The 26,851-nt window shown below is 34.5% G+C and carries 31 protein-coding genes and 1 riboswitch; of the genes, 10 read left to right on the forward strand and 21 right to left on the reverse strand.

Translation table 11 applies throughout. The features are described from left to right. The first annotated feature begins 95 nt into the window (after positions 1-95). Complete coding sequence (locus tag ACHZK0_RS23445; RefSeq protein ID WP_097816536.1) at positions 96-968, forward strand: YitT family protein; 873 nt, start codon at positions 96-98, stop codon at positions 966-968. A 95-nt stretch (positions 969-1,063) separates the two neighbouring features. Here ACHZK0_RS23445 and ACHZK0_RS23450 read toward each other — a convergent pair whose 3' ends face one another. The 5 genes from ACHZK0_RS23450 to ACHZK0_RS23470 all read right to left on the reverse strand — a co-directional run bounded on the left by ACHZK0_RS23450 (position 1,064) and on the right by ACHZK0_RS23470 (position 3,886). Next, the gene (locus ACHZK0_RS23450; RefSeq protein ID WP_262740243.1) at positions 1,064-1,282 is read right to left on the reverse strand and encodes a hypothetical protein; all 219 of its coding nucleotides are present in this window, start codon (positions 1,280-1,282) and stop codon (positions 1,064-1,066) included. A 98-nt stretch (positions 1,283-1,380) separates the two neighbouring features. Then, positions 1,381-2,196, reverse strand: a complete 816-nt coding sequence (locus tag ACHZK0_RS23455) for a DUF4247 domain-containing protein (RefSeq protein ID WP_073516842.1) — start codon at positions 2,194-2,196, stop codon at positions 1,381-1,383. A gap of 12 nt (positions 2,197-2,208) precedes the next feature. After that, complete coding sequence (locus ACHZK0_RS23460) at positions 2,209-2,715, reverse strand: DUF4178 domain-containing protein (RefSeq protein WP_000051744.1); 507 nt, start codon at positions 2,713-2,715, stop codon at positions 2,209-2,211. A gap of 21 nt (positions 2,716-2,736) precedes the next feature. Beyond that, positions 2,737-3,141, reverse strand: a complete 405-nt coding sequence (locus ACHZK0_RS23465; RefSeq protein WP_061677558.1) for a DUF350 domain-containing protein — start codon at positions 3,139-3,141, stop codon at positions 2,737-2,739. A gap of 79 nt (positions 3,142-3,220) precedes the next feature. Next, positions 3,221-3,886: a PspA/IM30 family protein gene (locus tag ACHZK0_RS23470; RefSeq protein ID WP_000110287.1), complete on the reverse strand. Its 666-nt coding sequence runs from the start codon at positions 3,884-3,886 to the stop codon at positions 3,221-3,223. 404 nt (positions 3,887-4,290) lie between these two features. Here ACHZK0_RS23470 and ACHZK0_RS23475 point away from each other — a divergent pair, with 404 nt between their 5' ends. Then, positions 4,291-4,869 (forward strand): lipoprotein BA_5634 family protein, encoded by a 579-nt coding sequence (locus ACHZK0_RS23475; RefSeq protein ID WP_395760929.1) that lies wholly within the window; start codon positions 4,291-4,293, stop codon positions 4,867-4,869. A gap of 37 nt (positions 4,870-4,906) precedes the next feature. On the opposite strand, the gene ACHZK0_RS23480 is transcribed toward ACHZK0_RS23475, so the two are convergent. Genes ACHZK0_RS23480 through ACHZK0_RS23490 form a run of 3 tightly spaced genes read right to left on the reverse strand, consistent with a single transcriptional unit; the run spans position 4,907 to position 7,303 of the window. Next, positions 4,907-5,074, reverse strand: a complete 168-nt coding sequence (locus ACHZK0_RS23480; RefSeq protein WP_061677562.1) for a FeoB-associated Cys-rich membrane protein — start codon at positions 5,072-5,074, stop codon at positions 4,907-4,909. Between the two features lie 16 nt (positions 5,075-5,090). Continuing rightward, positions 5,091-7,079, reverse strand: a complete 1,989-nt coding sequence (feoB, locus tag ACHZK0_RS23485; protein WP_270605942.1) for a ferrous iron transport protein B — start codon at positions 7,077-7,079, stop codon at positions 5,091-5,093. Then, positions 7,076-7,303 carry a FeoA family protein gene (locus tag ACHZK0_RS23490; protein WP_061677566.1) on the reverse strand — a complete coding sequence of 76 codons (228 nt, stop codon included), beginning with the start codon at positions 7,301-7,303 and terminating at the stop codon, positions 7,076-7,078. The genes feoB and ACHZK0_RS23490 overlap by 4 nt, the downstream gene beginning before the upstream one ends. A gap of 194 nt (positions 7,304-7,497) precedes the next feature. Next, positions 7,498-7,599, forward strand: a riboswitch (TPP riboswitch). 86 nt (positions 7,600-7,685) lie between these two features. Between ACHZK0_RS23490 and thiT the strand changes: the two genes are divergently transcribed. Next, positions 7,686-8,354 (forward strand): energy-coupled thiamine transporter ThiT, encoded by a 669-nt coding sequence (gene thiT, locus ACHZK0_RS23495; RefSeq protein ID WP_270341377.1) that lies wholly within the window; start codon positions 7,686-7,688, stop codon positions 8,352-8,354. Positions 8,355-8,563: 209 nt separating this feature from the next. Here the strand turns inward: thiT and ACHZK0_RS23500 are convergent, their stop codons facing one another. From ACHZK0_RS23500 to ACHZK0_RS23530, 7 genes are all read right to left on the reverse strand, one after another. Next, entirely contained in the window at positions 8,564-10,438 is a 1,875-nt protein-coding gene (locus ACHZK0_RS23500) for a sensor histidine kinase (RefSeq protein ID WP_395760930.1), read from the reverse strand. Next, positions 10,435-11,124 carry a response regulator transcription factor gene (locus ACHZK0_RS23505; RefSeq protein WP_395760931.1) on the reverse strand — a complete coding sequence of 230 codons (690 nt, stop codon included), beginning with the start codon at positions 11,122-11,124 and terminating at the stop codon, positions 10,435-10,437. Before ACHZK0_RS23505 ends, ACHZK0_RS23500 begins: the two co-directional genes overlap by 4 nt. A gap of 39 nt (positions 11,125-11,163) precedes the next feature. Further along, a complete protein-coding gene (locus ACHZK0_RS23510; RefSeq protein WP_395760932.1) occupies positions 11,164-11,784 on the reverse strand; it encodes a class D sortase in 621 nt (206 codons plus the stop codon). A gap of 89 nt (positions 11,785-11,873) precedes the next feature. Further along, positions 11,874-12,263, reverse strand: a complete 390-nt coding sequence (locus ACHZK0_RS23515) for an LPXTG cell wall anchor domain-containing protein (protein WP_395760933.1) — start codon at positions 12,261-12,263, stop codon at positions 11,874-11,876. Between the two features lie 163 nt (positions 12,264-12,426). Next, the gene (locus tag ACHZK0_RS23520) at positions 12,427-15,132 is read right to left on the reverse strand and encodes an S-layer homology domain-containing protein (RefSeq protein ID WP_395760934.1); all 2,706 of its coding nucleotides are present in this window, start codon (positions 15,130-15,132) and stop codon (positions 12,427-12,429) included. A 166-nt stretch (positions 15,133-15,298) separates the two neighbouring features. Then, positions 15,299-15,631 carry a hypothetical protein gene (locus tag ACHZK0_RS23525; RefSeq protein ID WP_270341371.1) on the reverse strand — a complete coding sequence of 111 codons (333 nt, stop codon included), beginning with the start codon at positions 15,629-15,631 and terminating at the stop codon, positions 15,299-15,301. 183 nt (positions 15,632-15,814) lie between these two features. Then, positions 15,815-16,030 (reverse strand): hypothetical protein, encoded by a 216-nt coding sequence (locus tag ACHZK0_RS23530; protein WP_262740266.1) that lies wholly within the window; start codon positions 16,028-16,030, stop codon positions 15,815-15,817. A gap of 161 nt (positions 16,031-16,191) precedes the next feature. On the opposite strand from ACHZK0_RS23530, the gene hpt reads away from it, so the two are divergent. The 3 genes from hpt (at position 16,192) to ACHZK0_RS23545 (ending at position 18,836) form a co-directional block, all read left to right on the forward strand. After that, positions 16,192-16,719, forward strand: a complete 528-nt coding sequence (hpt, locus tag ACHZK0_RS23535; protein ID WP_001019304.1) for a hypoxanthine phosphoribosyltransferase — start codon at positions 16,192-16,194, stop codon at positions 16,717-16,719. A gap of 83 nt (positions 16,720-16,802) precedes the next feature. Beyond that, positions 16,803-17,705 (forward strand): diacylglycerol/lipid kinase family protein, encoded by a 903-nt coding sequence (locus ACHZK0_RS23540; RefSeq protein ID WP_270605937.1) that lies wholly within the window; start codon positions 16,803-16,805, stop codon positions 17,703-17,705. Between the two features lie 411 nt (positions 17,706-18,116). Beyond that, on the forward strand, positions 18,117-18,836 hold the full coding sequence (locus tag ACHZK0_RS23545) for a hypothetical protein (RefSeq protein WP_395760935.1): 720 nt from the start codon (positions 18,117-18,119) through the stop codon (positions 18,834-18,836). 122 nt (positions 18,837-18,958) lie between these two features. Here the strand turns inward: ACHZK0_RS23545 and ACHZK0_RS23550 are convergent, their stop codons facing one another. Continuing rightward, on the reverse strand, positions 18,959-19,138 hold the full coding sequence (locus ACHZK0_RS23550) for a hypothetical protein (protein WP_395760936.1): 180 nt from the start codon (positions 19,136-19,138) through the stop codon (positions 18,959-18,961). A gap of 74 nt (positions 19,139-19,212) precedes the next feature. Next, on the reverse strand, positions 19,213-19,560 hold the full coding sequence (locus ACHZK0_RS23555) for a YxeA family protein (RefSeq protein WP_262740256.1): 348 nt from the start codon (positions 19,558-19,560) through the stop codon (positions 19,213-19,215). A 205-nt stretch (positions 19,561-19,765) separates the two neighbouring features. Between ACHZK0_RS23555 and ACHZK0_RS23560 the strand changes: the two genes are divergently transcribed. Together ACHZK0_RS23560 and ACHZK0_RS23565 are read left to right on the forward strand one after the other, a co-directional pair. After that, on the forward strand, positions 19,766-20,224 hold the full coding sequence (locus ACHZK0_RS23560) for a helix-turn-helix transcriptional regulator (protein WP_262740257.1): 459 nt from the start codon (positions 19,766-19,768) through the stop codon (positions 20,222-20,224). Positions 20,225-20,296: 72 nt separating this feature from the next. Next, positions 20,297-20,680 (forward strand): hypothetical protein, encoded by a 384-nt coding sequence (locus tag ACHZK0_RS23565; RefSeq protein ID WP_395760937.1) that lies wholly within the window; start codon positions 20,297-20,299, stop codon positions 20,678-20,680. A gap of 71 nt (positions 20,681-20,751) precedes the next feature. Here the strand turns inward: ACHZK0_RS23565 and ACHZK0_RS23570 are convergent, their stop codons facing one another. Continuing rightward, on the reverse strand, positions 20,752-21,351 hold the full coding sequence (locus ACHZK0_RS23570) for a DedA family protein (protein WP_395760938.1): 600 nt from the start codon (positions 21,349-21,351) through the stop codon (positions 20,752-20,754). Then, the gene (locus ACHZK0_RS23575; protein ID WP_395760939.1) at positions 21,351-21,929 is read right to left on the reverse strand and encodes a class I SAM-dependent methyltransferase; all 579 of its coding nucleotides are present in this window, start codon (positions 21,927-21,929) and stop codon (positions 21,351-21,353) included. Before ACHZK0_RS23575 ends, ACHZK0_RS23570 begins: the two co-directional genes overlap by 1 nt. A gap of 380 nt (positions 21,930-22,309) precedes the next feature. Between ACHZK0_RS23575 and ACHZK0_RS23580 the strand changes: the two genes are divergently transcribed. Together ACHZK0_RS23580 and ACHZK0_RS23585 are read left to right on the forward strand one after the other, a co-directional pair. Next, a complete protein-coding gene (locus tag ACHZK0_RS23580; RefSeq protein WP_395760940.1) occupies positions 22,310-23,539 on the forward strand; it encodes a helix-turn-helix domain-containing protein in 1,230 nt (409 codons plus the stop codon). A gap of 257 nt (positions 23,540-23,796) precedes the next feature. Then, complete coding sequence (locus ACHZK0_RS23585; RefSeq protein ID WP_395760941.1) at positions 23,797-24,066, forward strand: YolD-like family protein; 270 nt, start codon at positions 23,797-23,799, stop codon at positions 24,064-24,066. Between the two features lie 77 nt (positions 24,067-24,143). Here ACHZK0_RS23585 and ACHZK0_RS23590 read toward each other — a convergent pair whose 3' ends face one another. After that, positions 24,144-26,093: an ABC transporter permease gene (locus ACHZK0_RS23590; protein WP_270341346.1), complete on the reverse strand. Its 1,950-nt coding sequence runs from the start codon at positions 26,091-26,093 to the stop codon at positions 24,144-24,146. Then, the gene (locus tag ACHZK0_RS23595) at positions 26,080-26,850 is read right to left on the reverse strand and encodes an ABC transporter ATP-binding protein (protein WP_000859656.1); all 771 of its coding nucleotides are present in this window, start codon (positions 26,848-26,850) and stop codon (positions 26,080-26,082) included. The genes ACHZK0_RS23590 and ACHZK0_RS23595 overlap by 14 nt, the downstream gene beginning before the upstream one ends. Position 26,851 lies beyond the last annotated feature (1 nt).

A 26,851-nucleotide genomic window follows, 5' to 3' on the forward strand; every position in this document is an offset into this window, starting at 1 on the left:
CATTAAAGGAGAATTTTTTCAAATAAAATGTTAAAATAAAATGTAGGTGTGAATTACGTAACAAATAAGAAACTAGTCTGAAACGAGGAAATTACATGGAGAAAATTATCAAAAACAAGCCCAATAAGCTAAAAATCGCTTCAAAAGCTTTGATGATTATTATTGGGGCATTTATCACAGCATACGGATTAGAAGCGGTATTAATTCCAAATAACGTATCCGACGGTGGTGTGACTGGTTTAAGTATCGTTAGTTCAAGATTATTTGGATTGCCATTAGGAGCACTAATCGCAGTTATTAACATTCCTTTCGTTTGGTTAGGATATAAACAAATAGGTAAAAGCTTTGCAATTTATTCTATTATCGGGATCGCTTCATTAGCAATCGGTACCGTTGTCATGCACGGAATACCAGCTATTATTGAAGGTGATACATTACTTGTTACAGTTGTTGGTGGTATTATTATTGGTTTCGGTATGGGACTAGCATTACGTAACGGCGGCGCGTTAGATGGAATCGATATGCTAGCTGTATTACTTTCTCGTAAATTACCATTTGGAACAAGTGACCTTATTTTATTCTTAAACATGTTCGTATTTATTTTCGTATCAACAGTATTCGGCCTTCAAGGAGCTATCCTTTCGGCAATTGCTTACTTTATCGCTTCGAAAGTGATTCATATCGTTGAAGTTGGTTTAAGTGGTTCAAAAGCATTTAAAATCATTACGAAAGAGCCTGAATTAATGGTAGAAACAATTCGTGATCGTTTAGGCCGAAGCGCAACGTATAACGAAGTATATGGTGGTTATTCAAGAGAGAAATTCAAAGAAATTTCTTGTGTAATTAACCGTTTAGAAGAAAGTAAAATGAAGGATCTAATTAATGAAATCGATCCAAATGCCTTTATTACAGTTTATGACGTAGCAGAAGTAAAAGGCGGTAACTTTAAGAAACGTGATATTCATTAATCATTATGAATAAAGAGGGTGTGCCAACAATTTGGCACACCCTCTTCTTATTATTAAGTTGCGGTCGATATATTTTAATAATCACTGATATATTTTTACTCTCCCCATCTTCCTCCTCTCTGAATCCATGCTACATATTTTTGAAAGGCAGGCACTTCATGTTGGAAGCGAAGCGGAACATATAGAAAGAGAGTGCATGTACATAATATCCATAGAATACCTACTACAAAGTGAAATTTCATCATTGTGCTAATAAACAAACTGAGAAATAAGACGAGGAACATAATCAAACTAAACCTTTTATATAGAGTCATAATAATCTCCTCCTTATAACTTAATTGTACCAGCTAAAAGGAATTAATTCCCATAATAAAAAGACCGAAAAGCAAATTCCACTTTTCGGTCTCTATAACTACCTTCTCTTCGTAATCTTTCCTGAACCACCAACCCTCGTTTTTGGGGGAGATGTATTCTTTGGTGGCGTTTTAATAGATGATTTTGGCTTCACATCTGATCCGCTCGAGCCACCTGGTGTTTTCGTAATTGTCCCTTTACTTCCAGTAGACGGCGGAGGGGTGCTACTTCCTTTTTTCGTAATACTTCCTGTATCTCCTACAGAAGATTTCGAATCTACATTATCGCCTCGCTTAATGATAGATCCTTTCCCTTCCTTCGTAATTGGAGGTGGGGTTTTCTTTTCCTCTTTCGTAGGTGGTCTTTCTGGAATAACTGGTTGATGATTTTGTCTGTCATTATATCCTCGGTAATCACCGGATGATGATCTTTTTGAACCGAATATATCGTTTAATATGCTTCCCATAATATATCCTTGCAGGAAGGATGGTTGGTAATTTTGACGGACAAATTCTTCATTGCTTACTTCAATTAATGTATCAGATGGTTTCTCTTTATCCTTTTGCAAATTATACATTTTGTCAGAATAAACGAGGAACATTTGATTTTCGTCTTCTTTAGATGCTTGCTTCGGTTTCCTTTCGGCTATAAGTTCCTTCGCGACTTCAGGAACTGACCGATTGGCGGCCCTATACACGTAAGATTCTTGTTTACCTTCTTTTGCAACAGACTCAAGTGGATAACGATCTTGAATCGACTTTGTCTGTCCACCTTGACAACCTGATAAGGCATATCCAGCAACTACAAGTAATGTAACGATAGCAAGTATAGGGATCACGAACGATTTAATCATGGTAAACAATCGGTTTGACATGATTACGCCCCCTTACGTTGCTCTTATAATTTGTACATCAGCAGGAATAATTGCTTCTCCCTCATACATCATTGTGCGACCATTTTGCCATTCAATACGCAATAATTTTCGGTTATCGGATTGGAATTCCCATACATGCTGTTCCTCTGAAGCAGAGAATGGTGTTTTCCCCATCACAACAACACGTCCGTTATATTGCTCTTCCATATGGTACTCTGTATCATCCATTTCAATTGTCGTCGGAATTTCATCAATCGAATCTAAGCGACCATCAATGGGTGTATATAATTTGTAATACGTATTTTCACGGTCTTCAATTTTTAAATAACGAATATCTTTCCCGTCTTGCAGCGTTAAAACAATTTCTTTACGAGAATGCATACTCGTTTTCCCAATTAATTCGTACATAACTAATGAAACTTCAATCATATCGCCAGGAGCTAACGTTAACAAACTTTTCTCTGGTTTCGGCGGCTCTGGGCTCTTCATTATATTTTTAATTCGTTTAAATAAACTCATGATTTATCCCTCCTTCTCTCTTTATAAACAAGCACCTAAAATAAGTGCACCAACGATATGTAATGATCCGGCCAACATCGCATGTGCAACACTGCCTTCTTTCGTACCTTCTTCTAAATCTAAACCAGCCATTTTCTTTAACACAAATTCGATAAACATTTCTACCACTAATAAAATAACGAAAGAAACTGCTGATGCAAGTAGTGCTTGCCATAAGTCGTTTGCTTTCGTTATGGATTGAGATAAAATGTACCCTTGTGCGAATAATTTCATAACGAAACGCGTTGTTACAGCTGTGTTCCCACTCTTTATTTCTTTTAAATCATTGTATTTCGTAAAAATTGAATCAACCCACATAATTGCAAATAAAAGTACTGCACTTGCTCCAGTCCATACAAGCATGGCTAACACATTTGTCCATGTCATTGCAAAACCTCCTCTAAAAAATAATAGAAAACCGACATGAATTCTATTCAGACATGTCGGTTTCTTTGTCTATTCTATATTATTTCTCATACTGCTTCATAATACGAGCTAATTCATCGTCAACAGCAGAATTTTTGTTTAAGCTTGCGAATTCATCATCTAATGACTTTTCTTTTTTATACACTTCGCCGCTCGCTTCTGCTTCAGCTTCTAATTGAAGAGCTTTCTCTTCCATACGGCTTAAACCAGCTTTTGCTGAATTTGAATCAAATCCAGACATCGCCTGATTAATATTCTTTTGTGCTTTCGCTGCATTTACACGTGCTACAAGTGTTTCACGTTTATTTTTCAGCTCTGTTAATTGCTTACGCATTTCTTCTAGCTTCAGGCGAAGATTATCAGCAGCAGCTTTATTTTGCTCATAGCTTGCTTTATATTCATTCATTTTTTGTTCTGCGTTTTGTTTTTCTTCAAGAGCACGACGCGCAAGGTCAAGATTGCTTGCTTGAACAGCCATATGAGCTTGCTCTTCACGTTTTTTCACAAGTGCTTCTTGCTCTTCAAATAATATTTTGAATTTCTTCTCAAGTGCGATTTGAGCTGCTACACTTTTCTCAGCTTCTTGTACATCAGCTTGCATATCGCGTAAATATTGATCCGTCATCTTAACTGGATCTTCCGCTTTTTCAATTAATGAATACACATTCGACATAGTTAAATCTCTTAATCGTTTAAATACAGACATCCAAATTCCTCCTATGATATACCTCATATTTCAAATTCACTACTTGGAAAACTGAAAAATCTCCCTTTACAGTAAAGAATATTCATTTTTTACAACCTATGTGTTTATTATAACAAAACTAAGATGTCCTTACATGTTATTTCCAAAATACAGCCAATATAATATGACATTCCATATAAAACATTGTATTCCTAATATATTCTCATTCATTCTCTTTAGAATTGACTTATTTTTATGCACTTTCACTAAATTACATGATTGTAATGTTACTGTAAGCTAACTCGATAGTTACGTTTCAACATTTCTTATACACTAATACCAGAAGCAACAAACAAGCTTCTCATCATTTCAAAACTAATACAAAAAATGTATTGACTATAAAACATATAAAAGGAGAAATCATCATGAAAAAATTAATAGGAATTGGATTAGCAGCAGCAATTTCACTTGGAGCATTATCAGGTTGTTCTTTATTAGGAGAGAAAGCGAACGGATTAGTATTATACGGATCCGAAGAGCAAGTTCAAAAAATTACAGATCAAAATAAAAAAGAAGTAAAAGAAAAAGACTTCTATAAAATGAAAATGACTACATTAGAAGGTAAAAAAGTTCTTGTAATGGATAAGAAAACTGGTGATGAACTTGTTAAGAAAGAGCTACTTAAAAAAGTCGGTAAAAATGATGATACAAAGGCGATCGATAAATTACCAACTGTAACAGCAGAAGAAGGCGTGCTATTTGCAAAAGAGAAGGTAGAAAATGCTACGCTTGATGGAGCGAAATTAAAATATGAAGGCAACACAATTATCGGTGATGGCCGTTCTTATGCAGACATGTTTGCTATCGTTGATGATGCAACATATGTAAATGTAAAAGGCGAAGAAAAATCTGTAGGTATTTTGAAATTTGATAAAGACCCAAGCAAAGAGCTACCTGGAGCAAATGGTGTAGAAGCTTCTCAACTTGTAAAAATTAAAAAGTAAAACAAAAAAAGCTTTGCGAAATTCGCAAAGCTTTTTTCTATTTATGAGCAATGTGCTCCATATCCGGACTACAAGTTTGCGACTGACATGACTTATTTAAAGAACATGCTGCGCATTTTCCTTTTTTACTTCTCTTTACAAAATTAACTAATGTGTATGCTGCATAACCAAAAATGATAGCTCCAATTATAATATTGACCATCACCCTAATACATCTCCTTCTAGAATCCGAGTAAGGATCCAACTTGGTATATAATGAGCGTTAATATATAAGCAACAACAAGTGGATAAACGACAGAGAAAATCGTCCACTTCGCTGACCCTGTTTCACGTTTAATAACGGCTACTGTCGCTAAACACGGAACATATAATAAAACAAAGAACATAAATGCATATGCTGATAGCGCAGTATAGTGTGCTCCCATTACATTTCCTAGCACATCTTCTTTCACCGCATAAATAATTGCCATTGTAGAAACGACAACTTCTTTCGCCAAAAACCCTGTTAACAGGGATGCCCCGGCTTGCCATGTTCCAAAGCCGAGTGGTGCAAATAGTGGTGCGATAAACCCACCAATCATTGCTAAGTAACTATCTCCCATATCAACACCAAATCCTGATGGACCTGCATAGTTTAATAACCAAATGACAACAGAACCACCGAAGATGAATGTACCTGCTTTACGAACAAATCCTTTCCCTTTCTCCCACGTGCTTAACCATAACGTTTTCGCTTGTGGCACGCGGTAAGGGGGTAGTTCAATGACGAAAATAGACTTTTCCGCTTTTAAAATTGTAAGAGACATAATTTTTGTAACGAGTAATGCAAGAACAATACCTGCAATATATAAAGAAAATACAACAGTTGCCTGACTATTAGGGAAGAATACTCCCGCAAATAATGCATATACAGGTAAACGTGCCGAACAAGACATAAATGGTGTTACAAGAACTGTAAGTAAACGTTCTTTTTCTTGTTCAATCGTTCTCGCTGCCATAATACCTGGAACATTACATCCAAAACCGATAATCATCGGAATGAACGCTTTTCCGTTTAAACCGAAGAACTCCATAATTCTATCCATCACAACTGCAATTCGCGCCATATATCCTGAGTCTTCTAACAATGAAATGAAAAAGAATAGTGCAAAGATTTGTGGAACGAATACCAATACCGCACCAACACCAGCAATAATACCTTCTGTAACGAGTGCTTGAATAAAATCAGAAGCTCCAACACTTGTGAGCCCAGCTGTTACCCAATCCGTAAGCTGTCCACCAAAAAACTCATCTAACATATCCGATAAAGGTGTACCAATCCACGTAAACGTAACCTGAAAAATAAAAAACATAACTGCTAAAAAGATTGGAAGCCCTAAAATTTTATGTGTAATTAATCTATCAATTTTTTCCGAAAAAGGAATTTTTCCTTCTTTCTCATGTTGCATAACATTTGTTTTTAACTTTTCAATATACGCTTCACGAGTTTTGTAAATGTGCTCTTCCAACGTACAATCAAGTTTTCCTTCTAAGCGAGATCGAATGGCTACAAGTTCCTTATAAATTGGTAATGCTTTCATTTCTTTTTCTACTACTTCGTTATTGCTTAAAAATTGAAGGGTTAACCATCTTGGATGCTTATAATTCGCTGTCTCTAAAAGAGCTATTACCTCTCCAATTCCTTCATCCATTTGTACACCATATGAAATAATGAATGGCTTTTTCTCTTTTTTGTCATTTTCTTTAAGAGTCGCAAGTAATTCTTCACAGCCTTTTCCGCTTCTTGCAATAACCGGAACAACTGTTACACCCAATAGTTCTGATAACCGTTTTACATCAATTACAATTCCTCTTTGCTTCGCCACATCAACCATATTTAAACCAATCGAAACCGGTTTACCAAATTCAAGCAATTGCAATGTTAAGTGCATATTTCGCTCGAATTGCGAAGAATCCACTATATTTAACATATGATGAAATTCGTCTGTTAGTAGAAAATTCGTAACAACACCTTCATCACGCGAAACTGGATTTAAATCATAAACGCCTGGTAAATCAATTAATGTTCCTTGCTTATCTTTTAATTTACCAACCTTTTTTTCTACTGTTACACCGCTCCAGTTTCCTACATACTCATAAGAACCAGTAAGTGCATTAAATAACGATGTCTTCCCTGTATTCGGATTCCCTAGCAAAGCTACCTTATTCACGCTAATTCCACCTTTATCATTTTCGCGTCACAATGACGAATACTAATTAACTGTCCACGACACTCCAATGTACAAGGACCTTTGAACATCGCTTTCTGCTTCATGCGAAGTTCGCTTCCTTCCGCGAGGCCGAAAGCAGCTAGTCTGCGCTTTAATAACTGATCTAAAGACTGAATACTTTTTACTAACACTTTCTCGCCAATTTTAATATCTACTAAGCTCATAACCTTCCCCCTCAGAAGAGAATGATAATTATTTTCAGAAAAATTATATCATACTCTATTTCAATTGGACTATACCCTTTTGCTTCATATTTATTAACATTTCGCTACAATTCTATTTCAATCATTGTCATACTGTATTCATTTGCCATTCTCATCCATTTCGCTTACAATAAACAATAACAAATAAAGAATCTCGTTATCACAGGGGGAGCCATGCCGCTGAGAGGGAACACTTCGTTCCGACCCTTCGAACCTGTTAGTTAATGCTAACGCAGGGATTGTGCAAACGTCCGAAATACATACCTCTTTTTTATTTACGTATTTCGTATCCTCCTATGATATCTATTCTTTTTTGTACAACTTGGATTTAGGGGGAGACAACATGCGTAACACCAATTTACAAGCGATGATCGAATCTGCAATTCTTGCAGCCTTCGCCTTGGTCATCGACATTTTACCAATATCAATCAAACTTCCAACAGGCGGTTCCATTTCATTCGCTATGATTCCTATTTTTATTATCGCATACCGCTGGGGCTTCAAGATGGCTTTCTTAGGAGGCTTAATTTGGGGATTATTACAAATTGTCGTAGGCGATGCCATTATCGTCACACCAATTCAAGTACTAATTGAATACTTCGTTGCTTTCGCATTCATTGGATTTGCCGGTTTATTCTATCGTCCAATTCAAAAAGCACTTTTAACATCCAATGAAAATAGCTTAGAACAATCCAATTTAGGTAGCCGTAAAGACAAACCTTCACAAAAGAAAAACGAAGGAAAGAAAGTTATTGGTTACATTATTCTTGCTACATTTGTTGGTAGCTTTGCTCGCTATTTCTGTCACTTTATCGCTGGTATTATTTTCTGGGGACAATATGCACCGAAAGGTCAATCAGCAGTTCTATATTCATTAATTGTAAACGGTAGTGTAATGATTGGTTCCTATATTCTATGTACCGTTTTACTTATCTTTTTATTTCTTACTTCACCACGTTTATTCAAAAGCATCAATGCTTATCAACTGAACTCGAAGAAAAAGAGCGCTTAATGAGCGCTCTTTTTTTCATATCGTAATATCAATTAAAAATACAATAAATGCACAAAAGAAAATAAATACCATTATACTTAGCCAATTGCTATGCACGGTTCATCGACTCCTTACATAACCTCATTTTCTACCCAGATTATATCGTTTAAAAATAAAGATTAGGTAAAGATAATATGAAAATAAATTAAAAAAAGCATAGCATGCATCATCTACGCTTTTTTTGGTAAGTAGAAGTAAAATAATACACCGTCTTCTGTATTCTTTACTCCATATTCAGCATCGTGTAATTCTAAAATATTTTTAGAAATAGCAAGCCCAAGCCCCGTTCCACCTTGCGAACGCTTGCGAGCTGCATCCACGCGATAAAAACGATCCCAAATTTTATCTAATTGCTCTTCTTCAATGTGAGTACCTTTATTTTCAATACACACTTTGATACGATCCTTCTCATCTATTGTAGAAATAACAATATCCTCTTTATTTGGTGTGTAACGTATAGCATTCGTAATGAAGTTCACGATGACTTGTTCAATCCGATTCTGATTTGCGACTACTTCAAATGAGCATATATTTTTATGCACATGAAGCTCTTTTTTCTCTATGTCCACAGAAAGGTGTTCACATATATCTTCAATTACCGCATCAATATAAAATGCATCCTTTTTCATTTTATATGTACCTGACTCAAATTTAGCTAACTCAAGCATATCCAAAATTAACGTATCCATTTTATCTACTTCTCGTTCCATCGCTTGAAAATAGTACTCTTTTTTATGTTCAGCTACTCCATCTTTTAATATAGAAATACAGCTTTTCATAATACTCAGCGGTGTTTTTAATTCATGCGAAACACCAGAAATAAATTCTTTCCGCGTATTTTCTAACTTTCTTTCCTTTTCAATATCTTGTTCTAGCTGTCCAATATGGGAATGGAGTTTATTGGATAATACATTAATATTTTTCGATAAATCCCCAATTTCATCTTTTGAAATAATCGGTATTTGTTCTGTGAAATCTAAATGCGCTATTTTCTTCGTTGTATCATTTATTTTTAATAACGGCTTTGCAATTTGTTTAGAGTAATAGAACGAAGCTAGAAAAATGAGAACGACTACAAATGCAATGATGTAGATATAGTAATCTTGCACCATTTGTACAGCTTCATCTACAGGCTGTAAAGAAGCCATTGCATATATATATGTAACTGATCCATCTCTTTCTGTTATTGGTTTCATTAATAATTTATATTTTATATCATTCTTTTCATAATCCATTATTCGTGTTGCATCTTGTATTTGTTTACCTTCTTTTAATAATAATTCAGCTTGAAATCCCTTTATATTATCCAAAAATAGATTATTTTTATAAATTGGATTTATAGGCCCTTTTACATCAGGAAATTGTACTTTCGTAATTTTCCCCGTTAGATTAAAGTCCGAATTTTGAGCCGCCATCTTCTGTTCCTCAGCACTCATAATTCCAGCAACTTTTTTTCTTTCCACAGTGCTAGACTCTTGAGCAACTTTTGGCTGTCCATCACGCATATGAATTTCTTTTGCAGCTAATTTTTTACCTAGCGGTTTATTCAGCCAACTCAAATTCATACCTTCTACACTTACATAACATATGATGAAGCTATCGTCTCTTTTTAGTCCATAAAAAAAGACTGACCGCCCTTCCAACTTAGGAAGTGTCCCACCTTCTATTTCATCTATACTCATGAGATAGTACAAAGGCATCTTAATTACCTTTTTTCCAAACTCTTTCTCTGCACTACGGTCTAAAGTAACCTCTACATAAAAATCATCCGCATGTTTTAAATTTCCATTCTGATCTAATGCCGTAATCCACGTATTATTTTCTCTAAAAAAGTCTTGTTCCAGCTTCTGAAATCCTTCTGCACTTCCTGCATAATTCAAATAATTCTTCTCAAAGAAATTTAAATTCACTTTAATATCTTCTACTTTTCGATTCGCATAATATTGTTTAAAAAATATCGTTTGTCCAATAAATATCGTCGCTAAAATTAACATGCACAATGCTGTTGTGAGAGTAAATAATTTGAGAACAATCCCTTTTCTCATACATTCCCCTCAAATTTATACCCCGTTCGTACTACAGTTGTAATGTACTTCGCTTTCTCTCCTAATTTATTTCGCAAATTACGAATATGACTATTAACCGTTCGATCATCACCGGCAAATTCGTATCCCCAAATTCTTGAAATTAATTGCTCTCGTGTTAAAACAATCCCTTGATTTTTCATAAAATACGCTAATATTTCAAACTCTGTATGTGTTAAATTAATGTCGGTTCTATTTATCGTAACAGTACGAGACGGGAAGTGGACGTGAATACCGTGGATGGATAATGTATCATCTTCATTCTCTAGCAGTTGCTTTGTTACTTTTCTACTTTCTAATAACCTTTTCGCTCTTGCTAATAAAATTGGTGGGCTATACGGCTTCGTCACATAGTCATCTGCTCCAAGCTCAAATCCAAGTAACGTATCATCTTCATCAACACGAGCTGTTAGCATAATAATAGGAACCTCGGATGTTTTACGAATTCTTCGGCAAACAGACCATCCATCAAGTTCCGGCAACATAATATCTAAAATAACTAAATCAACCTCTTCTTCCTCAAATACAACTAAAGCTTCTTTCCCATCTCTTGCTTCAAAAACTATATATTGCTCACTCAAAAAATAATCCTTTAATATTTCACGCAAAATATCTTCATCTTCCACAATTAAAATATTTTTTGACATAACTCATATATCCCCCTTTCACTTTCAAAAACTACAACTTCATTTCGAATAACTAGCCTTTAACTTCGCCTCGATAATATATCTATCTGGTGCATCCCCTATATAATCAAACGGATAGCAAGTCGTCAGTGTTAATATCGGTTCTTCTTTTTTTATAATAACAGTACGATCATCCGCATGGGTAATCCATACCTTTTGAATTTCGTATGTGTACGTTTTATTATCATACTCTAAAACAAGAGTGTCTTTTTCTTTTAACTCTCCTAAATCTGTAAATACCGTGTCCCGGTGCCCACTCAGTACAGTATGTCCCCCTCCAGATGGCGTTGTCGTTACATCACTAACGAACATTCCAACTCCTTTTTTCAGCGTTGCCTCATCCGCTCCCCAGTATATAGAAAACTTCTTCTTTATTTTCGGTATATTTAATAGTGCAACCTTTTCCCCTTCTTTATGTTCTGTTTGAGATGAAGGTACTTGGGAAGTTACAGGTGTTTCGTAAGAAAGTTGATTATGTTGTATATTTTCAAGGCTCTTTAGTTCTTCTTTCGTTAATTGCCCGGCAGAGCTTTTCCCTTTATACCATTCCATAGCGTAATATGATCCCATGAATAGTCCTATGGCCATCAATATAATACCGATATAATTGAGTAACTTCATGTTTCATCCCTCCATGCCAAAAATGGTAGGAATAACCTACCATTTTTAATATATGAAATTATTCCATTCTTTATAGGACAATATTTTATTTACGCCTTAACTTTATTGCGACGATTCAAACCAAATAATGTCCCGATCCCTACAAGACATGCGCTTAGTGCCATCATCGCTCCATTATTAGATGCTGTGTTTGGCAATTTTTCACCTTGTACAACTGGCTTTGCTACTTCTTTCTTTTGACCGTCCTTCATTACTGCTTCTTTTTTGGCCATATCATTTTTTAACTGTTCTTGCGCTAGTCTCTTTTTTTCTTCTTCACTTTTTTGCTGTTCTTTAATCGCTGCTTCTTTTTTCGCTTTATCTTGCTGCAGTTGCGCCGCTTCTTCCTTTGTTACTGTTCCAGTATCCGCGCTTGCTACTGAAGAATATCCTACTGTTAACAGTGCCATTGCACAGATTGGTAATAGTTTCTTTTTCATTTTATATCTCTCCTTTTATACGTTTTACATCACTTCGCATCGGATGTATCACTAGAATAAACAAGAGATATAAATATAAGATGCAGATGAAATATATTTCATTTAAAGATTTCGTTGTAGAAAAAAAGGTTATCCAAAATATTCTTTGGATAACCTTCTACATTTAATCTACACTTAAAGCCTTCTTGCCCATTTGATTATAAATACTTGCAAAGCTGCTCTTACTCACTTTAACATTTTTCGTCCCATAAAATGGATCATTATAGTACACATAATTATCATCCACACCTGTTAAAACAACCGCATGCGTATTCATTCTCGCATAAATTGTTTTTCCAGCTGGCGTTTTCCACGTTGTAATTGCCCTTGGATTATTTAGTGCTACAGTTACCCATGTCACTACCGGCTTCCCATTTCTCACATAATCCTCTAAAACAGAAAGATCATTTCCTGTTAAATTTGTTCCTCTTGCATATTTATCTAACAAACGTTTTAGTGGCTCTGGATTAATAGAATAACCTGGCGTATTGCCTGTTACATCACCTACAAATCCTACATCGGGGTCACCCCAAATTTGTGATGATGTTTTATAATTTTTTAACTTTGTTTGATCAAATGGCATTTCAAATGCAAATGCTACTTTATTTAATGAGCGACCAATTTGATGTTCCACAAGCATTTGTAAAGAAACGACTTCGCATCCATTATTCAATTCTGGGAATTGATACAGTGACGGGACATTTAGTATGACTTGACTACGATTAATATTTCCTTCATTAACCCACTTTAACCCATTACTAGTTTGAATTTGAATCCAGCCACCTTCTCTTTCTCCATAAACCTCTACTGTCTGCGGTGCATACTTTCCTGATACACGAGATATAAAGCTTGGGTTATCATAAGCAAAGAATACTTTAGATAAATACTTCGTTTCTTTTTTCGTATCTAACCATTGATAACCTGTATATGTACGTATACGAAGCCACGTTCCTCTTTCCTCTACAACAGTTACTGCTTGTGGTCCATAATAACCTAGTATATTTGCAGATCGGGCAGGAGCATCATAAGTAGTAAAGTCTCTATCAATCTGAACCTTTTTTTCTATTAAACATACCCACTTATAGCCTAAACCAGTATAAATTTTAATCCAATTGTCTCCTCTTTCTTCAACAACTGTTACTATTTGCGGAGCATACTCTCCTGAAATACCAGAGGATAAGGATGCCTCATTGTATGTCAAAAAGTTCTTATTCATATTCACTTTCTTTTCAACTAAACAAACCCACTTAAAACCAGCATCGGTATGAATTCTAACCCAGCCGCCCTCTCGCTCTTCATACACTGTTACTTCCCCAGGTCCATATTCCTTTGCAATTCCAGATGATAAAAATGGTCCATTATACGTAAAGAATTTTCTTGAAATGGTTACCTTCTTAACCTTCACTTCATTGTCTTTAGACTTATCTGTAACTGCGACGAGCTGCGCTGCCTCTGCACGTGTAATAGATCGATCTGGTTGCCAATGCTCTCCATCAACACCACTCGATATACCCATACTTACTAAAATATTAATGAACTTCTCTCCCCAATGATTCTTTACATCAATAAAGAGCGTTGGTAATTCATTATTAACTTTCTTGTCTAATTGATAAGCTTGGACCAACATCGCTGCCATAGCAGCCCTTGTCATTTGACCATCCGGATTGAATTTTCCGTTTCCTTCCCCTTTAATGACCCCTGCTTTTTCCACTGCAGCAATATAAGGAGTTGCCCAATTTTCTTGAGAGTCTGTAAAAGTTGGCTTTTCGCCTTCTTTCACTTCTAACCTTAAAACTTTCGCCATAATTGTAGCTGCTTCAGCTCTACTTAATACACGACTGGGCGCAAATGTCCCATCCGGCATCCCAGAAATCACCTGTTTATTAACTAAATAATAAACCGACTCTTCCGCCCAACTTGGAACATCAGGAAATGATTGTGGCGCTGCCTTCATTATACTTATAGCTTGTTTTAATTCTATTTCTCGCTTTTCTTGTTCTTCTTTTTGCTTTAATTCCAGTTCTTGTTTCGTCTGTTCTTCCTTCTGTTTCAGTTCAAGCTCTTGTTTCACCTGTTCTTCCTTTTGTTTCAGTTCAAGCTCTTGTTTCGTCTGTTCTTCCTTCTGTTTCAGTTCAAGCTCTTGTTTCACCTGTTCTTCCTTTTGTTTCAGTTCAAGCTCTTGTTTCGCCTGTTCTTCCTTTTGCTTCAGTTCAAGCTCTTGTTTTACTTTCTGCCCCAATTCTAGTTGTTGCTTTTTCAACTCTTCCTGCTGCTTTTGTAGTTCCTCTTGTTGCTTCTTTAGCTCTTCTTTCTTTTTTTGTTCTTCTAATTCTTCAGGAGCTATTTCTTCTTGGCTATTGCTTTCTTTTATTTCTAATACATTCTTCTCTTCAAGTTCTTCTTGTTTTTTTACTTCAGCAGTTTTTTTCTCTTCACTGCTATCCTTTACTTGTAACGGGTTCTTCCCTTCAAGTTCTTCTTGCTGCTTTTTCAACTCATCTAATTGCAGCTGTATTTCTTCCAGTTGTACTTTATGCTCACCATCTTGCTTTAACAATTCTTCTTTTTTCTGTTTTAATTTGTCGGCTGTAACAAATAAATCTTCTTGCTGTTTTAAAATTTCTTCTCTTTTTTCTAATTCTATTTGTTTCTCTTTTACAAACTCTAATTGTTTTTGCAATTCACTTTTCTCATTGCTCTGTATATACGGTAAAACTTCTATACTATTTCTCGTTTTATTTTCAATTTCAGCCAAGGAACTAGAAGGAAAGGTTAATAGATTTGTTGCTAACAGACTTGCTACTGCAATTACACTATACTTTTTCATCATGCACACACCTTTTTAAATTTTATTACGCTCATATTTATGAACTTGATATAAAATGTAAGATTCCTCCATAATCATAGCAAATTTTTCCTCAGATAAAAGACTTTTTATCCAAAAGAAAAAGAGCATTGTATGATACAATGCTCTTTTCGGGTGTGTGTCTCAATATTTACATGTTACTTTCGCGTGTTTTAGAAGTAGAATGGGCTGGAGCGATAACTAATTGTCTCGGCTCAGTTTTCTTTAAGTGATTTTTGACGTTACACTTACGACGTTGAACAACCCACGCTTTAATAGGGTTTGTCAAAATAATCTTTTGCTCTTCGTTAGGGGCCTCTTCTTCCAACCTACAACTTTCGCTCCATTTATTCCATTTCATTGTAAATTTAGAAGAAGAATGATCGTCTTCTCGATCAAACAAGTGCAAAAAATCCATTTCGCCAGCTAGCATTACGGTGTTGCTAGTTGCTAAAAAAGAAAAGGTCGTCCAACGTTTCTCCATGCCCTCCTACTCCTTTTTCACATATAGAGTGCCTAAAACTTAATTTACCTAAAATATGCTTGCCTTTTACCTTACACTTATAGTTTATCCAAAACACTACTAGGCAACTATCGATTTGCCTTACAACTACCTTACATTTTTGTAAGAAACAAAAAACCTTCACTCTCTATACGTGAAGGTTTCTCATTTCTCATCTATATGATCTTTCATATGATCCACTCCAGCTTCTTGCAGCTGCGACATCATACCATGGGAAATTGCGCCTAATACTAAAGTCATTCCAATTAGTGAAATCCGAATCGCTGGTACATCAATTATGTAAGCCAAACTGCCAAGAACAATTGTTAAAAGCAATGCTTTTATAAATGTTGCACTTGTGTACTGTTTCTTCTTCATTATCATCACCCTTTATGGAAGCGTTTTCTTAATATGATTAGTATATCATATCATCAGATGATTTTGTGGGGATTTCTGTAAAAAACTTATATCTTCTTTGACTTTTCCCTTTCTTTCCTTTACAGTCGAAATGTTCACAAGTTTTACACTGTAGGAGGACTCCAATGAATATTGAAATAAAAGACACTTTAATTTCTGAAGAACAATTACAAGAAAAAGTAAAAGAACTAGCACTTCAAATCGAACGTGACTTTGAAGGAGAAGAAATCGTAGTAATCGCTGTATTAAAAGGATCTTTCGTATTCGCTGCTGATTTAATTCGTCACATTAAAAATGATGTAACAATCGACTTTATTTCTGCATCTAGCTACGGAAATCAAACAGAAACAACTGGAAAAGTAAAACTATTAAAGGATATCGATGTAAACATTACTGGCAAAAACGTAATTGTCGTAGAAGACATTATCGATTCTGGTTTAACACTTCACTTCCTAAAAGATCACTTCTTTATGCATAAACCGAAAGCATTGAAATTCTGTACGTTACTTGATAAACCTGAGCGACGTAAAGTGGACTTAAAAGCTGAATATGTTGGCTTCCAAATTCCAGACGAATTTATCGTTGGCTACGGTATCGACTGCGCAGAAAAATATCGTAACTTACCATTTATCGCTTCAGTTGTAACGGAATAATATAATAGAATAAACTTCCATCAATTACTGGTGGAAGTTTATTTTCTATCACGATTCGTAAAAGACAAAGGGAGAGAATAAAAATGACAAAGACAAAATTTGAAAAAGTACTCCTCATCGTAAATCCGAAAGCAGGACAAGGCGATTTACATACGAACTTAACGAAAATCGTACCACCTCTTGCGGCAGCCTTTCCTGACTTACATATCCTTCATACGAAAAAGCAAGGTGATGCAACAAAATATTGCCAAGAGTTTGCTAGTAAAGTAGATTTAATTATCGTCTTTGGTGGTGACGGTACTGTATTTGAATGCACAAATGGCTTAGCACCTCTTGAAACTAGACCTACACTTGCAATCATTCCGGGCGGAACTTGCAACGACTTCTCTCGCACACTCGGTGTTCCGCAAAACATTGCAGAAGCAGCAAAACTCATTACAAAAGGACATGTAAAGCCAGTTGACGTCGCAAAAGCAAATGACCTACACTTCTTAAACTTCTGGGGTATTGGACTCGTCTCTGAAGTATCAAACAATATTGATGCAGAAGAGAAAGCAAAGCTTGGTAAAATCGGTTACTATTTAAGCACCATTCGAACTGTAAAGAATGCTGAAACATTCCCCGTAAAAATTACGTACGACGGACAAGTATATGAAGACGAAGCTGTCCTTGTTATGGTCGGAAACGGTGAATATCTTGGCGGAATCCCGTCCTTTATTCCGAACGTAAAGTGCGACGACGGAACACTTGATATTTTCGTCGTAAAATCAACGGGCATTCAAGCGTTTAAAGATTATATCGGAAAGAAACTATTTGAAGACTCAAATGAAAATGACATCTTCCACGTAAAAGCGAAATCCATTCATATTGAAACCGAAGAAGAAAAAGAAGTAGATACAGATGGAGAAAGTTCGCTTCATACACCTTGTCATATTGAACTATTACAAGGACACTTTACGATGATTTATAATCCTGCGGTTGTGTAATGCAAAAAGCCGAGCTAAAGTTTCAACACTTTGGCTCGGCTTTTTTATTAGCACGGCATTTGGATTTACTCTGTAATTTTTAATATAAATTTTCGTAATCAAACTCCACCCAATTTTTCCAGTGCGTATTAGAAATCTTACTCACAATAATACTTGGATCTTTCTTCTCTTACCTATTAACCAATCTAATTCCACCCCAATACCTTATAACTTCCATAAGGTATTGGGTTTTTGTCCATCCTCCCCTGATTATTTACCCGCATCAATTGGACTTTTACGAGCGATTAATACGTGATACCGACTTTTACATATAGGCGACACACCGACTCCCTTTCTCTTACTTACGCATATATTAAAATGTTGCTTCTAATCTAGTTTGTTTTATTTTCTTTCTCGGAGGTGTTACAAATCATGTTCGAATGCAAAAACGAACTAAGTCGCTCTAATATAGCAAACTTAAAATATAATTCAAACATTCCTATAATAGTGATCGCCTTCAACAATTTGACTTATGTAAAAAATATGTTAAAACAATTAGAAAACAAGAAGATAAAAAATGAAGATATATGGATTTGGGATAATAATTCAACCGCTCCTGCTCTACTTACATTTTATGAGCAAATATCAACTAAATATAATTTAGTTAAAAACACCGAAAACTATGGACCGCGTTTTTTTGCAGCTCCTTGTTTCTTCGATTTACTTCCAGATTTTTTTGCTGTAACTGATCCCGATTTAGCTTTTAATGAAAAAATGCCAGATAACTTTTTAGAGTATTTAAAGCAATTAACAATTGAGCTTTCACTCTTTAAAGCGGGTCTTGCTTTAGACATTATGCCTACGCCTAATTTCAACTGGGATCTCATGTCAAATGAGGAATGTACAATAACAGAATGGGAAATGCAGTATTGGCTTTTTCCTATAACTAAATACGATAACCCTAAAGTTTTCAACGCTGGGATTGATACGACTTTTGCTGTTTACAATAAAAAATTTATTAGTAACGGATTTTATAATGCTGTAAGGGTCGCTGATAATTTTACGTGTCAACATTTACCTTGGTATAAAGATAATATAATTTCAGAAGAAGAAAGAAAGATGCTGAATACGAAATGGGCTAATTGGCACTAATCAAGTGAAACTTTAATCAGTAGTGGGTATTGCTACAAATCGAAAGCCTACTTTACAACATATGTAATGGTTCAAAAATAGCTTGAATTGTTTCAAGCTATTTTTTATCAAATTTCCTATAGTTAAAATATTAAATTACATTTCGAACAAAAAGGAGCAGAATTTCCTCTTCGGATTTTCGCATCACATTTTGGACAATATACATATCGCTCTTCTATCTTTTCTCGCTCTATCATATGTAAAGATACGATTCTCATACTACACATAAATCCAATTAAAATAAGACTAATAATAAGTAGCATCACTCTCGCCTCCCCCACTAAATTTTACCATAAAATAATAAAACCGATTCCCACATCGAGAATCGGTTTTATCTTTATAAACCTAACTTCGCCTTCGCCCCATCAGGAATTTCATCTGACATTACTTGTACTTTATCATACAAAAGCTTCCCTCTTGTAAGCACATACCAGTACGACCCTTTTGGTAATTCATCTACTCCGTCAATTATAACTTCTTTTTCCTTACCATTTTCATCATAGGCTTTCACTTTATATTCACGACTTTTATTTCCACCTAACTCTTTACCATCGTTATCAATTATTGCATAATGGTGCTCTATATCAAGAAATGGATTCATCCTATCAATCGCAGTACTCTCATTTAATAAATATGCCGCTCCTGCGACGATAACAAGTAGTGATCCAAAAATAAATCTTTTCATCTATATGCCGCCTTTCATTATGTTTTCTTTAAGATGTTTCTAAGTATAGGGCGTATTCCTTAATAAAAACTCGTACTGTTTCTTAACATTTTCTTAAACTTAAAGTGAAATATTAATTAGTAAGCTCAAAAAACTTTTCACGCTTAAATTGACAAAATTACACCTTTAGTGTAATTTTACACTATAAAGAAAAAGGAGATGCATAATGAATAAACAAGAATTTATTGAACTCGTTAATTCAAAATTAAAACTTATCCGTGCTGAAAATGATTTATCTCAAGATAAAATGTCAGAAATTATCGGTTTATCGAAGAAAACATTAGTAGAAATTGAAAAAGGAAGACGCACACTAACATGGTCAGGTGCAGTTTGTGTCGTAACACTCTTCGAACAGAGCGATACAGTTCAGATGACATTTGGGGATGATGTGAATGAAATTATAAAAACAATCGCTTTTACACATTACAATACGAATTTCCCGAAAACGTTAGGAGGAAAAATGTGGTGGCGACAAATAAAAGAATTAAACGGTTATCAAATACAACAAAATATTTTATCTCAGCACTATCGAATTTTAGATAACGAAGACCGCAGAATATGCCATTCATTCGAATTAGATGAAATTGAAAAGCGATTTATGGAAATGGCAAAGGCATCTCAATAAAGGGCCATTTTAATCAGTGTTTTTTGCTGTCCACAAATAGCAGGATAAAATAAATTTCGGAGTGTAATTCAAATGGAAAAACAGACAAATATCACGGTTTTAAATACACTAATCATTAGCACGTTAGTATTCAATCTATTTATTTTCACATCAAGAATGAGCTTTTTACCTTGGTATATTGAAGATGGATGGGGCTATTTAGGATTATTATTTACATCCTTTATTTTCTTACTTTGCTTCTTTCAATCTTCAAAGCTTCATAAAGACGGAAAGTTAACTACGCTACAAAAGTTTATTCCACTAGCTTCGGCCATACTTTCAATCTTCGTTCTTATCACTTCATCAAGTGATTTTATGACTGTATTAGCTAATCTAATCAATACAACCATATTAACAATTTATATAACTGTATTTCAGACAACACCTAATGAAAGTAATAAGGAATTATTACATTAAAAGGGAGAGTTATTTTATAAAATAACTCTCCCTTTTATACTACTCTCAATAAGCATAAACCTTTATTCTATTTACTTACTCATCACCGTACTTCTTCTTTGCTTGTACAAATATGCACCACCCACAACAACAAAAACAATTCCTCCAAAATACACGCCATACTCTATTGCGATCGCTACAATTCTGTTAATGTGTTGTCCAAATAAAGAACCGAGCACAAAGTAAACGAGTGTCCAAACAAACCCTGTCGTATAGGAATACAAAGCATATATCTTAAATGACATATTATTCATTCCAACTAAATACGGTACGATATGTCTTACAACTGGTATGAAATAGCTTGTTACTAACGCATAATGACCATACTTCTCTACCATTTGTTTAGATTTCAAAAGATATTTCGCCTTTTTCTTTTTCATTAGCTTATCCAGTACTTTCGTACCAAATATTTTTCCTAATATATAACCTAACGATAGCCCAGATACAACGCCGAAATAAGTTAATAAAAATGCAGGAATGACACTTAATATCCCTAGTGAAGAGACAAAACCACCGCTCATTACGATCATTTCGTCTGGAATTGGCATACCGATAATACCCAACCATAAACCGAAAAATAATGCCCAGTAACCGTATTGTTGAATATAAGATAATAATTCATGTAATTCCATTATGCATATGCTCCCCTTAGCTCTTTTTTACAGCTAAAAACATACGCTGGCGGGAAATTGAGCCAAACTTTTTCGAGCGTAATTTCAGGGAAGAAATGCTGTATAAATCCTTTTTTCACAAGTGAATATTGAAATGTAATAAATTCACCTTTCTCGTGTATCGCTTCCATTACATTGTTTAAAATTCGCTTTGAAACTTCTTCTGGTAAAGATGTAAAAGGTAATCCAGATAAGACGTAATCAACGCATTCTATATTGAACTCTTCCTTATATTTCTTTATATTTTCAGCTGAACCGTGTACGACAATGACGTTCTGTTCATCTTTAAACTTTCTCTGTAACTCTTTGCAAAACACTTCATTAATTTCAATAAGAAGAAATATTGTCTCCTTCTTCTTTCTCTTCATAATCTCTTTCGTAAAAACCCCTGTGCCAGGCCCTAACTCTACTATGCACTTCGCCTTATTAAAATCAATTACATCTACCATTTTCTTTGCTAATATTTTTGAACTTGGTGCAATAGCACCAGTATGTTTCGGATGTTTAATAAATTCATGTAAGAATGTTATGAGTTGCATGTAACCCTCTCCCCATTCGTTCAATAGTTTTAACTTGTTTCTAAGTATAACTATCGTTTCTTAACAAAAATTGAGGAGATTTCTTAAGATTTTATGAAGAATGAAACATTTCGTATTCCATATATAAATACCTCTTTTATATTTATTAATTTGGTATAATGGATATAAAAAGAAATTTTATGGAAGGTACCATCGCTACGTCTATTTTCATACAACATCTGCGGAATTTAATTCGTAAATCACCTTCCACTCCTATCCAATATATGTAATTCTTTTCATGTGAGCGAAAAAAATTCAAATAATAAGAAATTTATATTTTATAAAAACGAATGTAGATCTAATTAATATGTAATTTCAAAACTATTTAAAAGGAGAAGCTAATGAATAATTCCATCAACCTACAGCACTTATGTGATCTTGTACATAGAACGTTTCATGTTCCTGTTCAATTTCTATCAACTGATAAAAAAATTGTATATGAATCTACTTCTCATATGATTGGTAGTCCATTTTATTCTTCTAAAGAAGAACATCTGAATGAAATTTATCAAGAAAACGCTCCTTGTAATTTTCCAATTTTCAAAGGGAATAAGTATCTTGAGAATTTCATTAGCATCCATATAACAAATCATGAACATATAAAAGGAACAATTATAATCGGCCCGACTACCTACCCAAAGGTATCAGATGAAATGGCAATTAAACTTATGAAATATTTCAACTGTAATAATAAAATGCAACAAGGAGTAGACTACTATCAATTTCTACCCGAGATTAAAAAAAGCACGCTAATTGATATAAGTATTTGGTTACATTACGTAATTTTCAATGAAAAATTAGATAGAGATATTGTCTGGAAAGAGAATAAATTACTCGAAGATGTTTCTTATAAAATTGTAAATCCTGATTTATATATTTCAAAACGTCGCCGCCATGATCCGCAAAATTATGACATATCATTGGAACGTAAATTTTTTTCAGCAATTAAAGAAGGCAATAAAGAAAAGGTCATACAATATGCGTATTCATATCCACAAGAAGATGCGGCAATTTCATCTAAAGGAGATCAACTTAGAAACCAAAAAAATAATGGCATTATCGCCATTACGCTAGCTATTCGATATGCAATAGAAGGTAATCTTCCATCACATATTGCTTTTTCACTCGGTACTTTATATATACAAACGATTGAAAAACTAGATAACATGTATTCCGTAAATAGGTTAATTGAAGATGCATTATGCACTTTTGCAGAACGTGTGAAAGAATATAATAATCAAGCATATTCTAATTCCATTACTACGTGCCTCAATCATATTCACAAACATATTTACGATGAAATATCTCTGAATGACCTTGCTAATCTTTTACATATTTCCCCTACTTATTTATCAAAACTGTTTAAAAAAGAAGTGGGAATTCCTTTAATTGAATATATTCAGAGAGAACGAGTAGAAGAAGCAAAAAAATTATTAACATTAACGACCTATCCATTATCAGATATTTGTGCCTGGCTTAATTTTAATGATCAAAGTTATTTCACACGAGTCTTCAAAAAAATTACGAGTATGACGCCTAGACAATATCGTGAAAATCATACTGTGATATAGAAACGCTTTCTTAATAGGAGGTGAGATAGTTATCATACTAGCTCACCTTCATCCAAATTCCCCCTAATAAAATATTAATCCCATTCAAAAAAGTACAAGAATGACAAATAATTACTATAAATAAGTGAATGAATTTGATAATTTTTTAGTACTAAGCAAATTTGGCTTCCAATCATACACATTAAAACGAAATCAGTAGTAGCTACCAGTGATTAACCTTCCTATATAGAAAATATATTGTTAGGAGAATAGAAAGCATGAGTAGTACAAAAATATCAAAATCGACTGACATGAAAGAATCGCGAAAAGTATCACCATATGATGATAGAGACAGAATTGAAGATACTTTATTACGCTCTTACATTTCAGAAAAAGAAATATTGATCACTTATTATAAAAATGGTTATTTCCCTACAAGTTATATGGCTGTAATTGAATTAAATCCTTTAAAGCGTTCTTTAGTATGCATAGATGCCTTTGACCGTAAACATACTTTTAGTTTCATCGACATAATCGATGCGCGGTAGTATTTAGAACAAAAAAAGCCATTCACCTCATAAAAAATTAGGTAAATGGCTTTTTTAATTTCTCACAGCTTCACTTATTATTTCGCGCTCACAATCTTATAATAAGAACGAACTGTTAGGAAGTAATATCCGATATAAATGACGCCGTATACTCCAATACTAATTAGGAGCGGAATCATAATTTCGAATGGTAGTATGTTCCCTAAACCTTTTAATGCAAACAAGCTGTGCAGGATTCCGATTACTAACGGGATTGCAAAGATAAAGCTTACTTGTTTTGCGATAGCTTTTTTCATTTCTTGTTTTGTGACCCCTATTTTGTGAAGCACAACATAACGCTCACGATCAGCATTTGCTTCTGTTAATTGTTTAAAGTAAATGATAGAACCTGTTGCTAATAAGAATACAAGACCTAAGAACATTCCAATAAACATCATTAATCCTGTTCCTTCAAGCCCCATATGGAAACCAGTGTAGAAATCTCTAAATGATGGCACCATTTCTGATTCACCAGCTGGCATCACTTTTGTTAATTTTTCTGTTAACACTTTACTATCTTTTTCATCTTTTACATCAATATTTTTTACAACGCGTGTTCCAAATGCTTGTTTCGCTTGCTCATACATTTCATCTGAAACGACAACAACTAATTCACCTAAATTTGTAATCGCAACGTCATTTGCACCTTGGATTTTTAATTGCTTCGTTTCGTTTCCAATTTGGAATACCGCTTTATTTCCTTTATATTGTGGACTAAACTCATGTCCTTCCATATACGAACTATCATATATAAATGCTTCATCAGTAGCTACATTCACTGTTTCTGCATCGATTTTCTTAGCAAGTTTATTAAATTCCGACTGAGACATTAACTGATATTTCTCTGAAATCGTGTAATTCATATTAAGAATGAAATCAACTTTGTCTCCTTCAAACTTCCCTTTTACAGGAACTGTCTCAATTTCAAATTGATCTTTGATCGGGTGATTTTTCTTCTCTTCTGCAAAAATCGCATTTACTTTCTTATCAAGCGCTGCATCTTTTTTCTCATAAGAATAGCTATATGGTGCTACTGCTTTTGATTGCGTAAATGTGTTGTAATACATCGTAACTGACGTACCAACTGCTGTTAATGTTACCGCGCTTAAAATAGAAATTGTCGCAAGTGACTTTGCATTTCCTTTAATACGATATAGTAGCTGTGACGTCGTTACCATATTCATACCGTTATAAAACGATGATTTATTCGTTCTTGCACGTTTCAATACGAATACTGTAAAGAACATGAATAGTAAGTACGTACCTAATACTGTTGCCAGTAAAATATAAAGTGCAACTGCCATAAAGTCTGCATATTTAACTGCCTTCATGAACATTAATGCTAAGAAATAACCTGAACCGATTAAGACAACTGAAATTAATGCCATAATGACAGATCCTTTTGGCATTGCTTCTCCTTCACGTTCGGCGCGGAAAAGTTCAATTAACTTAAAGCGATAAATTAAACGATATCCTTGAAGTGATGTATACAAAATAATCACAAAGAAAATAATTGCTGTATCAATAATGGCAGCCATCGGTACTTCAAAATGAACATTTAAATTTAATCCCATCATACTTACTAATAACTCAAGGAATAGTTTTGAAAGCACGCTACCAATCGCAATCCCGATAATTAAAGACATTAATCCCATTAACATATTTTCATAAAAGAGCATTTTACCGATTTGTCTTTTACGAATACCTAATAAGGAATATAGTCCCACTTCTTTTTTACGCTTCCTTGTAAAGAAACCGTTTGAATATATAATGAACACTGCCACGAAAATAATTAGCATAACACTTGATACTTGAAACGCACCGCTAATTTTTTTTGAACCTTCCGCGGCTTTTTCCATTTGAGAATTATACTGCAGTGCCTTAAATGTAAAATAAATGACGATACTAAAGATCATAGATGCAAAATATACAAAGTAGTCTTTAAAGTTCCGCTGTATGTTGCGGAGGGCAATGCTAGATAAGGTCATCAGCCATACCTCCGGAAATAGAAGACATTACGTCAACAACTTTTTGGAAGAACTGCTTACGCGTTGATTCACCGCGGTGCAACTCTTTATATAACTCACCATCTTTAATGAAAATAACTCGTTTACAATAACTCGCCGCAAACGCATCGTGCGTTACCATTAAAATTGTAGAGTTATCATATTCGTTTAACGACTTCATACTTTCTAATAAATCTGTTGCTGATTTAGAATCAAGCGCTCCTGTCGGCTCATCTCCGAAAATCATACTAGGATTTGTAACGATCGCACGCGATGCTGCACAGCGCTGCTTCTGTCCACCAGATACTTGATATGGGAACTGACTTAAAATATGATCAATACCGAATTTCTTTGAGATTTCAAGAACTCGGCGATCAATCTCACTTGCTTTCACCTTTGATAATGCAAGTGGTAAAGCAATATTTTCTTTCACTGTTAACGTATCTAATAAATTATAATCTTGGAAAATGAATCCTAAATGATCGCGGCGGAATAACGCTAGCTTATCATCGTTCATCTTCACGATATCTTTTCCATCAATTAAAATTTCACCGTTCGTCGCATTATCAATTGTAGAAAGAACGTTTAGTAAAGTCGTCTTCCCCGAACCAGAAGGTCCCATAATTCCAACGAACTCACCTTCTTTTACTTGTAAGTTAATACCTTTTAACGCTGCGAATTTATTACCACCCGTGTCATACACTTTTTCAATATTTTTTGCTTCTAACACTGTTTTCATC

This window comes from Bacillus sp. 3G2, assembly GCF_044324725.1.
Lineage (GTDB): Bacteria > Bacillota > Bacilli > Bacillales > Bacillaceae_G > Bacillus_A > Bacillus_A mobilis.

What these genes read in the sequence shown, in the direction of transcription:
- ACHZK0_RS23590 (WP_270341346.1), bottom strand. Translation starts at nt 26,093, where the DNA reads ATGACCTTATCTAGCATTGCCCTCCGCAACATACAGCGGAACTTTAAA.
- ACHZK0_RS23560 (WP_262740257.1), top strand. Translation starts at nt 19,766, where the DNA reads ATGAATAAACAAGAATTTATTGAACTCGTTAATTCAAAATTAAAACTT.
- ACHZK0_RS23470 (WP_000110287.1), bottom strand. Translation starts at nt 3,886, where the DNA reads ATGTCTGTATTTAAACGATTAAGAGATTTAACTATGTCGAATGTGTAT.
- ACHZK0_RS23580 (WP_395760940.1), top strand. Translation starts at nt 22,310, where the DNA reads ATGAATAATTCCATCAACCTACAGCACTTATGTGATCTTGTACATAGA.
- thiT (WP_270341377.1), top strand. Translation starts at nt 7,686, where the DNA reads ATGCGTAACACCAATTTACAAGCGATGATCGAATCTGCAATTCTTGCA.
- ACHZK0_RS23520 (WP_395760934.1), bottom strand. Translation starts at nt 15,132, where the DNA reads ATGATGAAAAAGTATAGTGTAATTGCAGTAGCAAGTCTGTTAGCAACA.
- ACHZK0_RS23545 (WP_395760935.1), top strand. Translation starts at nt 18,117, where the DNA reads ATGTTCGAATGCAAAAACGAACTAAGTCGCTCTAATATAGCAAACTTA.
- ACHZK0_RS23460 (WP_000051744.1), bottom strand. Translation starts at nt 2,715, where the DNA reads ATGAGTTTATTTAAACGAATTAAAAATATAATGAAGAGCCCAGAGCCG.
- ACHZK0_RS23525 (WP_270341371.1), bottom strand. Translation starts at nt 15,631, where the DNA reads ATGGAGAAACGTTGGACGACCTTTTCTTTTTTAGCAACTAGCAACACC.
- ACHZK0_RS23585 (WP_395760941.1), top strand. Translation starts at nt 23,797, where the DNA reads ATGAGTAGTACAAAAATATCAAAATCGACTGACATGAAAGAATCGCGA.
- ACHZK0_RS23550 (WP_395760936.1), bottom strand. Translation starts at nt 19,138, where the DNA reads ATGCTACTTATTATTAGTCTTATTTTAATTGGATTTATGTGTAGTATG.
- ACHZK0_RS23455 (WP_073516842.1), bottom strand. Translation starts at nt 2,196, where the DNA reads ATGTCAAACCGATTGTTTACCATGATTAAATCGTTCGTGATCCCTATA.
- hpt (WP_001019304.1), top strand. Translation starts at nt 16,192, where the DNA reads ATGAATATTGAAATAAAAGACACTTTAATTTCTGAAGAACAATTACAA.
- ACHZK0_RS23450 (WP_262740243.1), bottom strand. Translation starts at nt 1,282, where the DNA reads ATGACTCTATATAAAAGGTTTAGTTTGATTATGTTCCTCGTCTTATTT.
- ACHZK0_RS23465 (WP_061677558.1), bottom strand. Translation starts at nt 3,141, where the DNA reads ATGACATGGACAAATGTGTTAGCCATGCTTGTATGGACTGGAGCAAGT.
- ACHZK0_RS23510 (WP_395760932.1), bottom strand. Translation starts at nt 11,784, where the DNA reads ATGAAGTTACTCAATTATATCGGTATTATATTGATGGCCATAGGACTA.
- ACHZK0_RS23555 (WP_262740256.1), bottom strand. Translation starts at nt 19,560, where the DNA reads ATGAAAAGATTTATTTTTGGATCACTACTTGTTATCGTCGCAGGAGCG.
- ACHZK0_RS23445 (WP_097816536.1), top strand. Translation starts at nt 96, where the DNA reads ATGGAGAAAATTATCAAAAACAAGCCCAATAAGCTAAAAATCGCTTCA.
- ACHZK0_RS23475 (WP_395760929.1), top strand. Translation starts at nt 4,291, where the DNA reads ATGAAAAAATTAATAGGAATTGGATTAGCAGCAGCAATTTCACTTGGA.
- ACHZK0_RS23575 (WP_395760939.1), bottom strand. Translation starts at nt 21,929, where the DNA reads ATGCAACTCATAACATTCTTACATGAATTTATTAAACATCCGAAACAT.
- ACHZK0_RS23570 (WP_395760938.1), bottom strand. Translation starts at nt 21,351, where the DNA reads ATGGAATTACATGAATTATTATCTTATATTCAACAATACGGTTACTGG.
- ACHZK0_RS23490 (WP_061677566.1), bottom strand. Translation starts at nt 7,303, where the DNA reads ATGAGCTTAGTAGATATTAAAATTGGCGAGAAAGTGTTAGTAAAAAGT.
- ACHZK0_RS23565 (WP_395760937.1), top strand. Translation starts at nt 20,297, where the DNA reads ATGGAAAAACAGACAAATATCACGGTTTTAAATACACTAATCATTAGC.
- ACHZK0_RS23540 (WP_270605937.1), top strand. Translation starts at nt 16,803, where the DNA reads ATGACAAAGACAAAATTTGAAAAAGTACTCCTCATCGTAAATCCGAAA.
- ACHZK0_RS23505 (WP_395760931.1), bottom strand. Translation starts at nt 11,124, where the DNA reads ATGTCAAAAAATATTTTAATTGTGGAAGATGAAGATATTTTGCGTGAA.
- ACHZK0_RS23515 (WP_395760933.1), bottom strand. Translation starts at nt 12,263, where the DNA reads ATGAAAAAGAAACTATTACCAATCTGTGCAATGGCACTGTTAACAGTA.
- ACHZK0_RS23500 (WP_395760930.1), bottom strand. Translation starts at nt 10,438, where the DNA reads ATGAGAAAAGGGATTGTTCTCAAATTATTTACTCTCACAACAGCATTG.
- ACHZK0_RS23595 (WP_000859656.1), bottom strand. Translation starts at nt 26,850, where the DNA reads ATGAAAACAGTGTTAGAAGCAAAAAATATTGAAAAAGTGTATGACACG.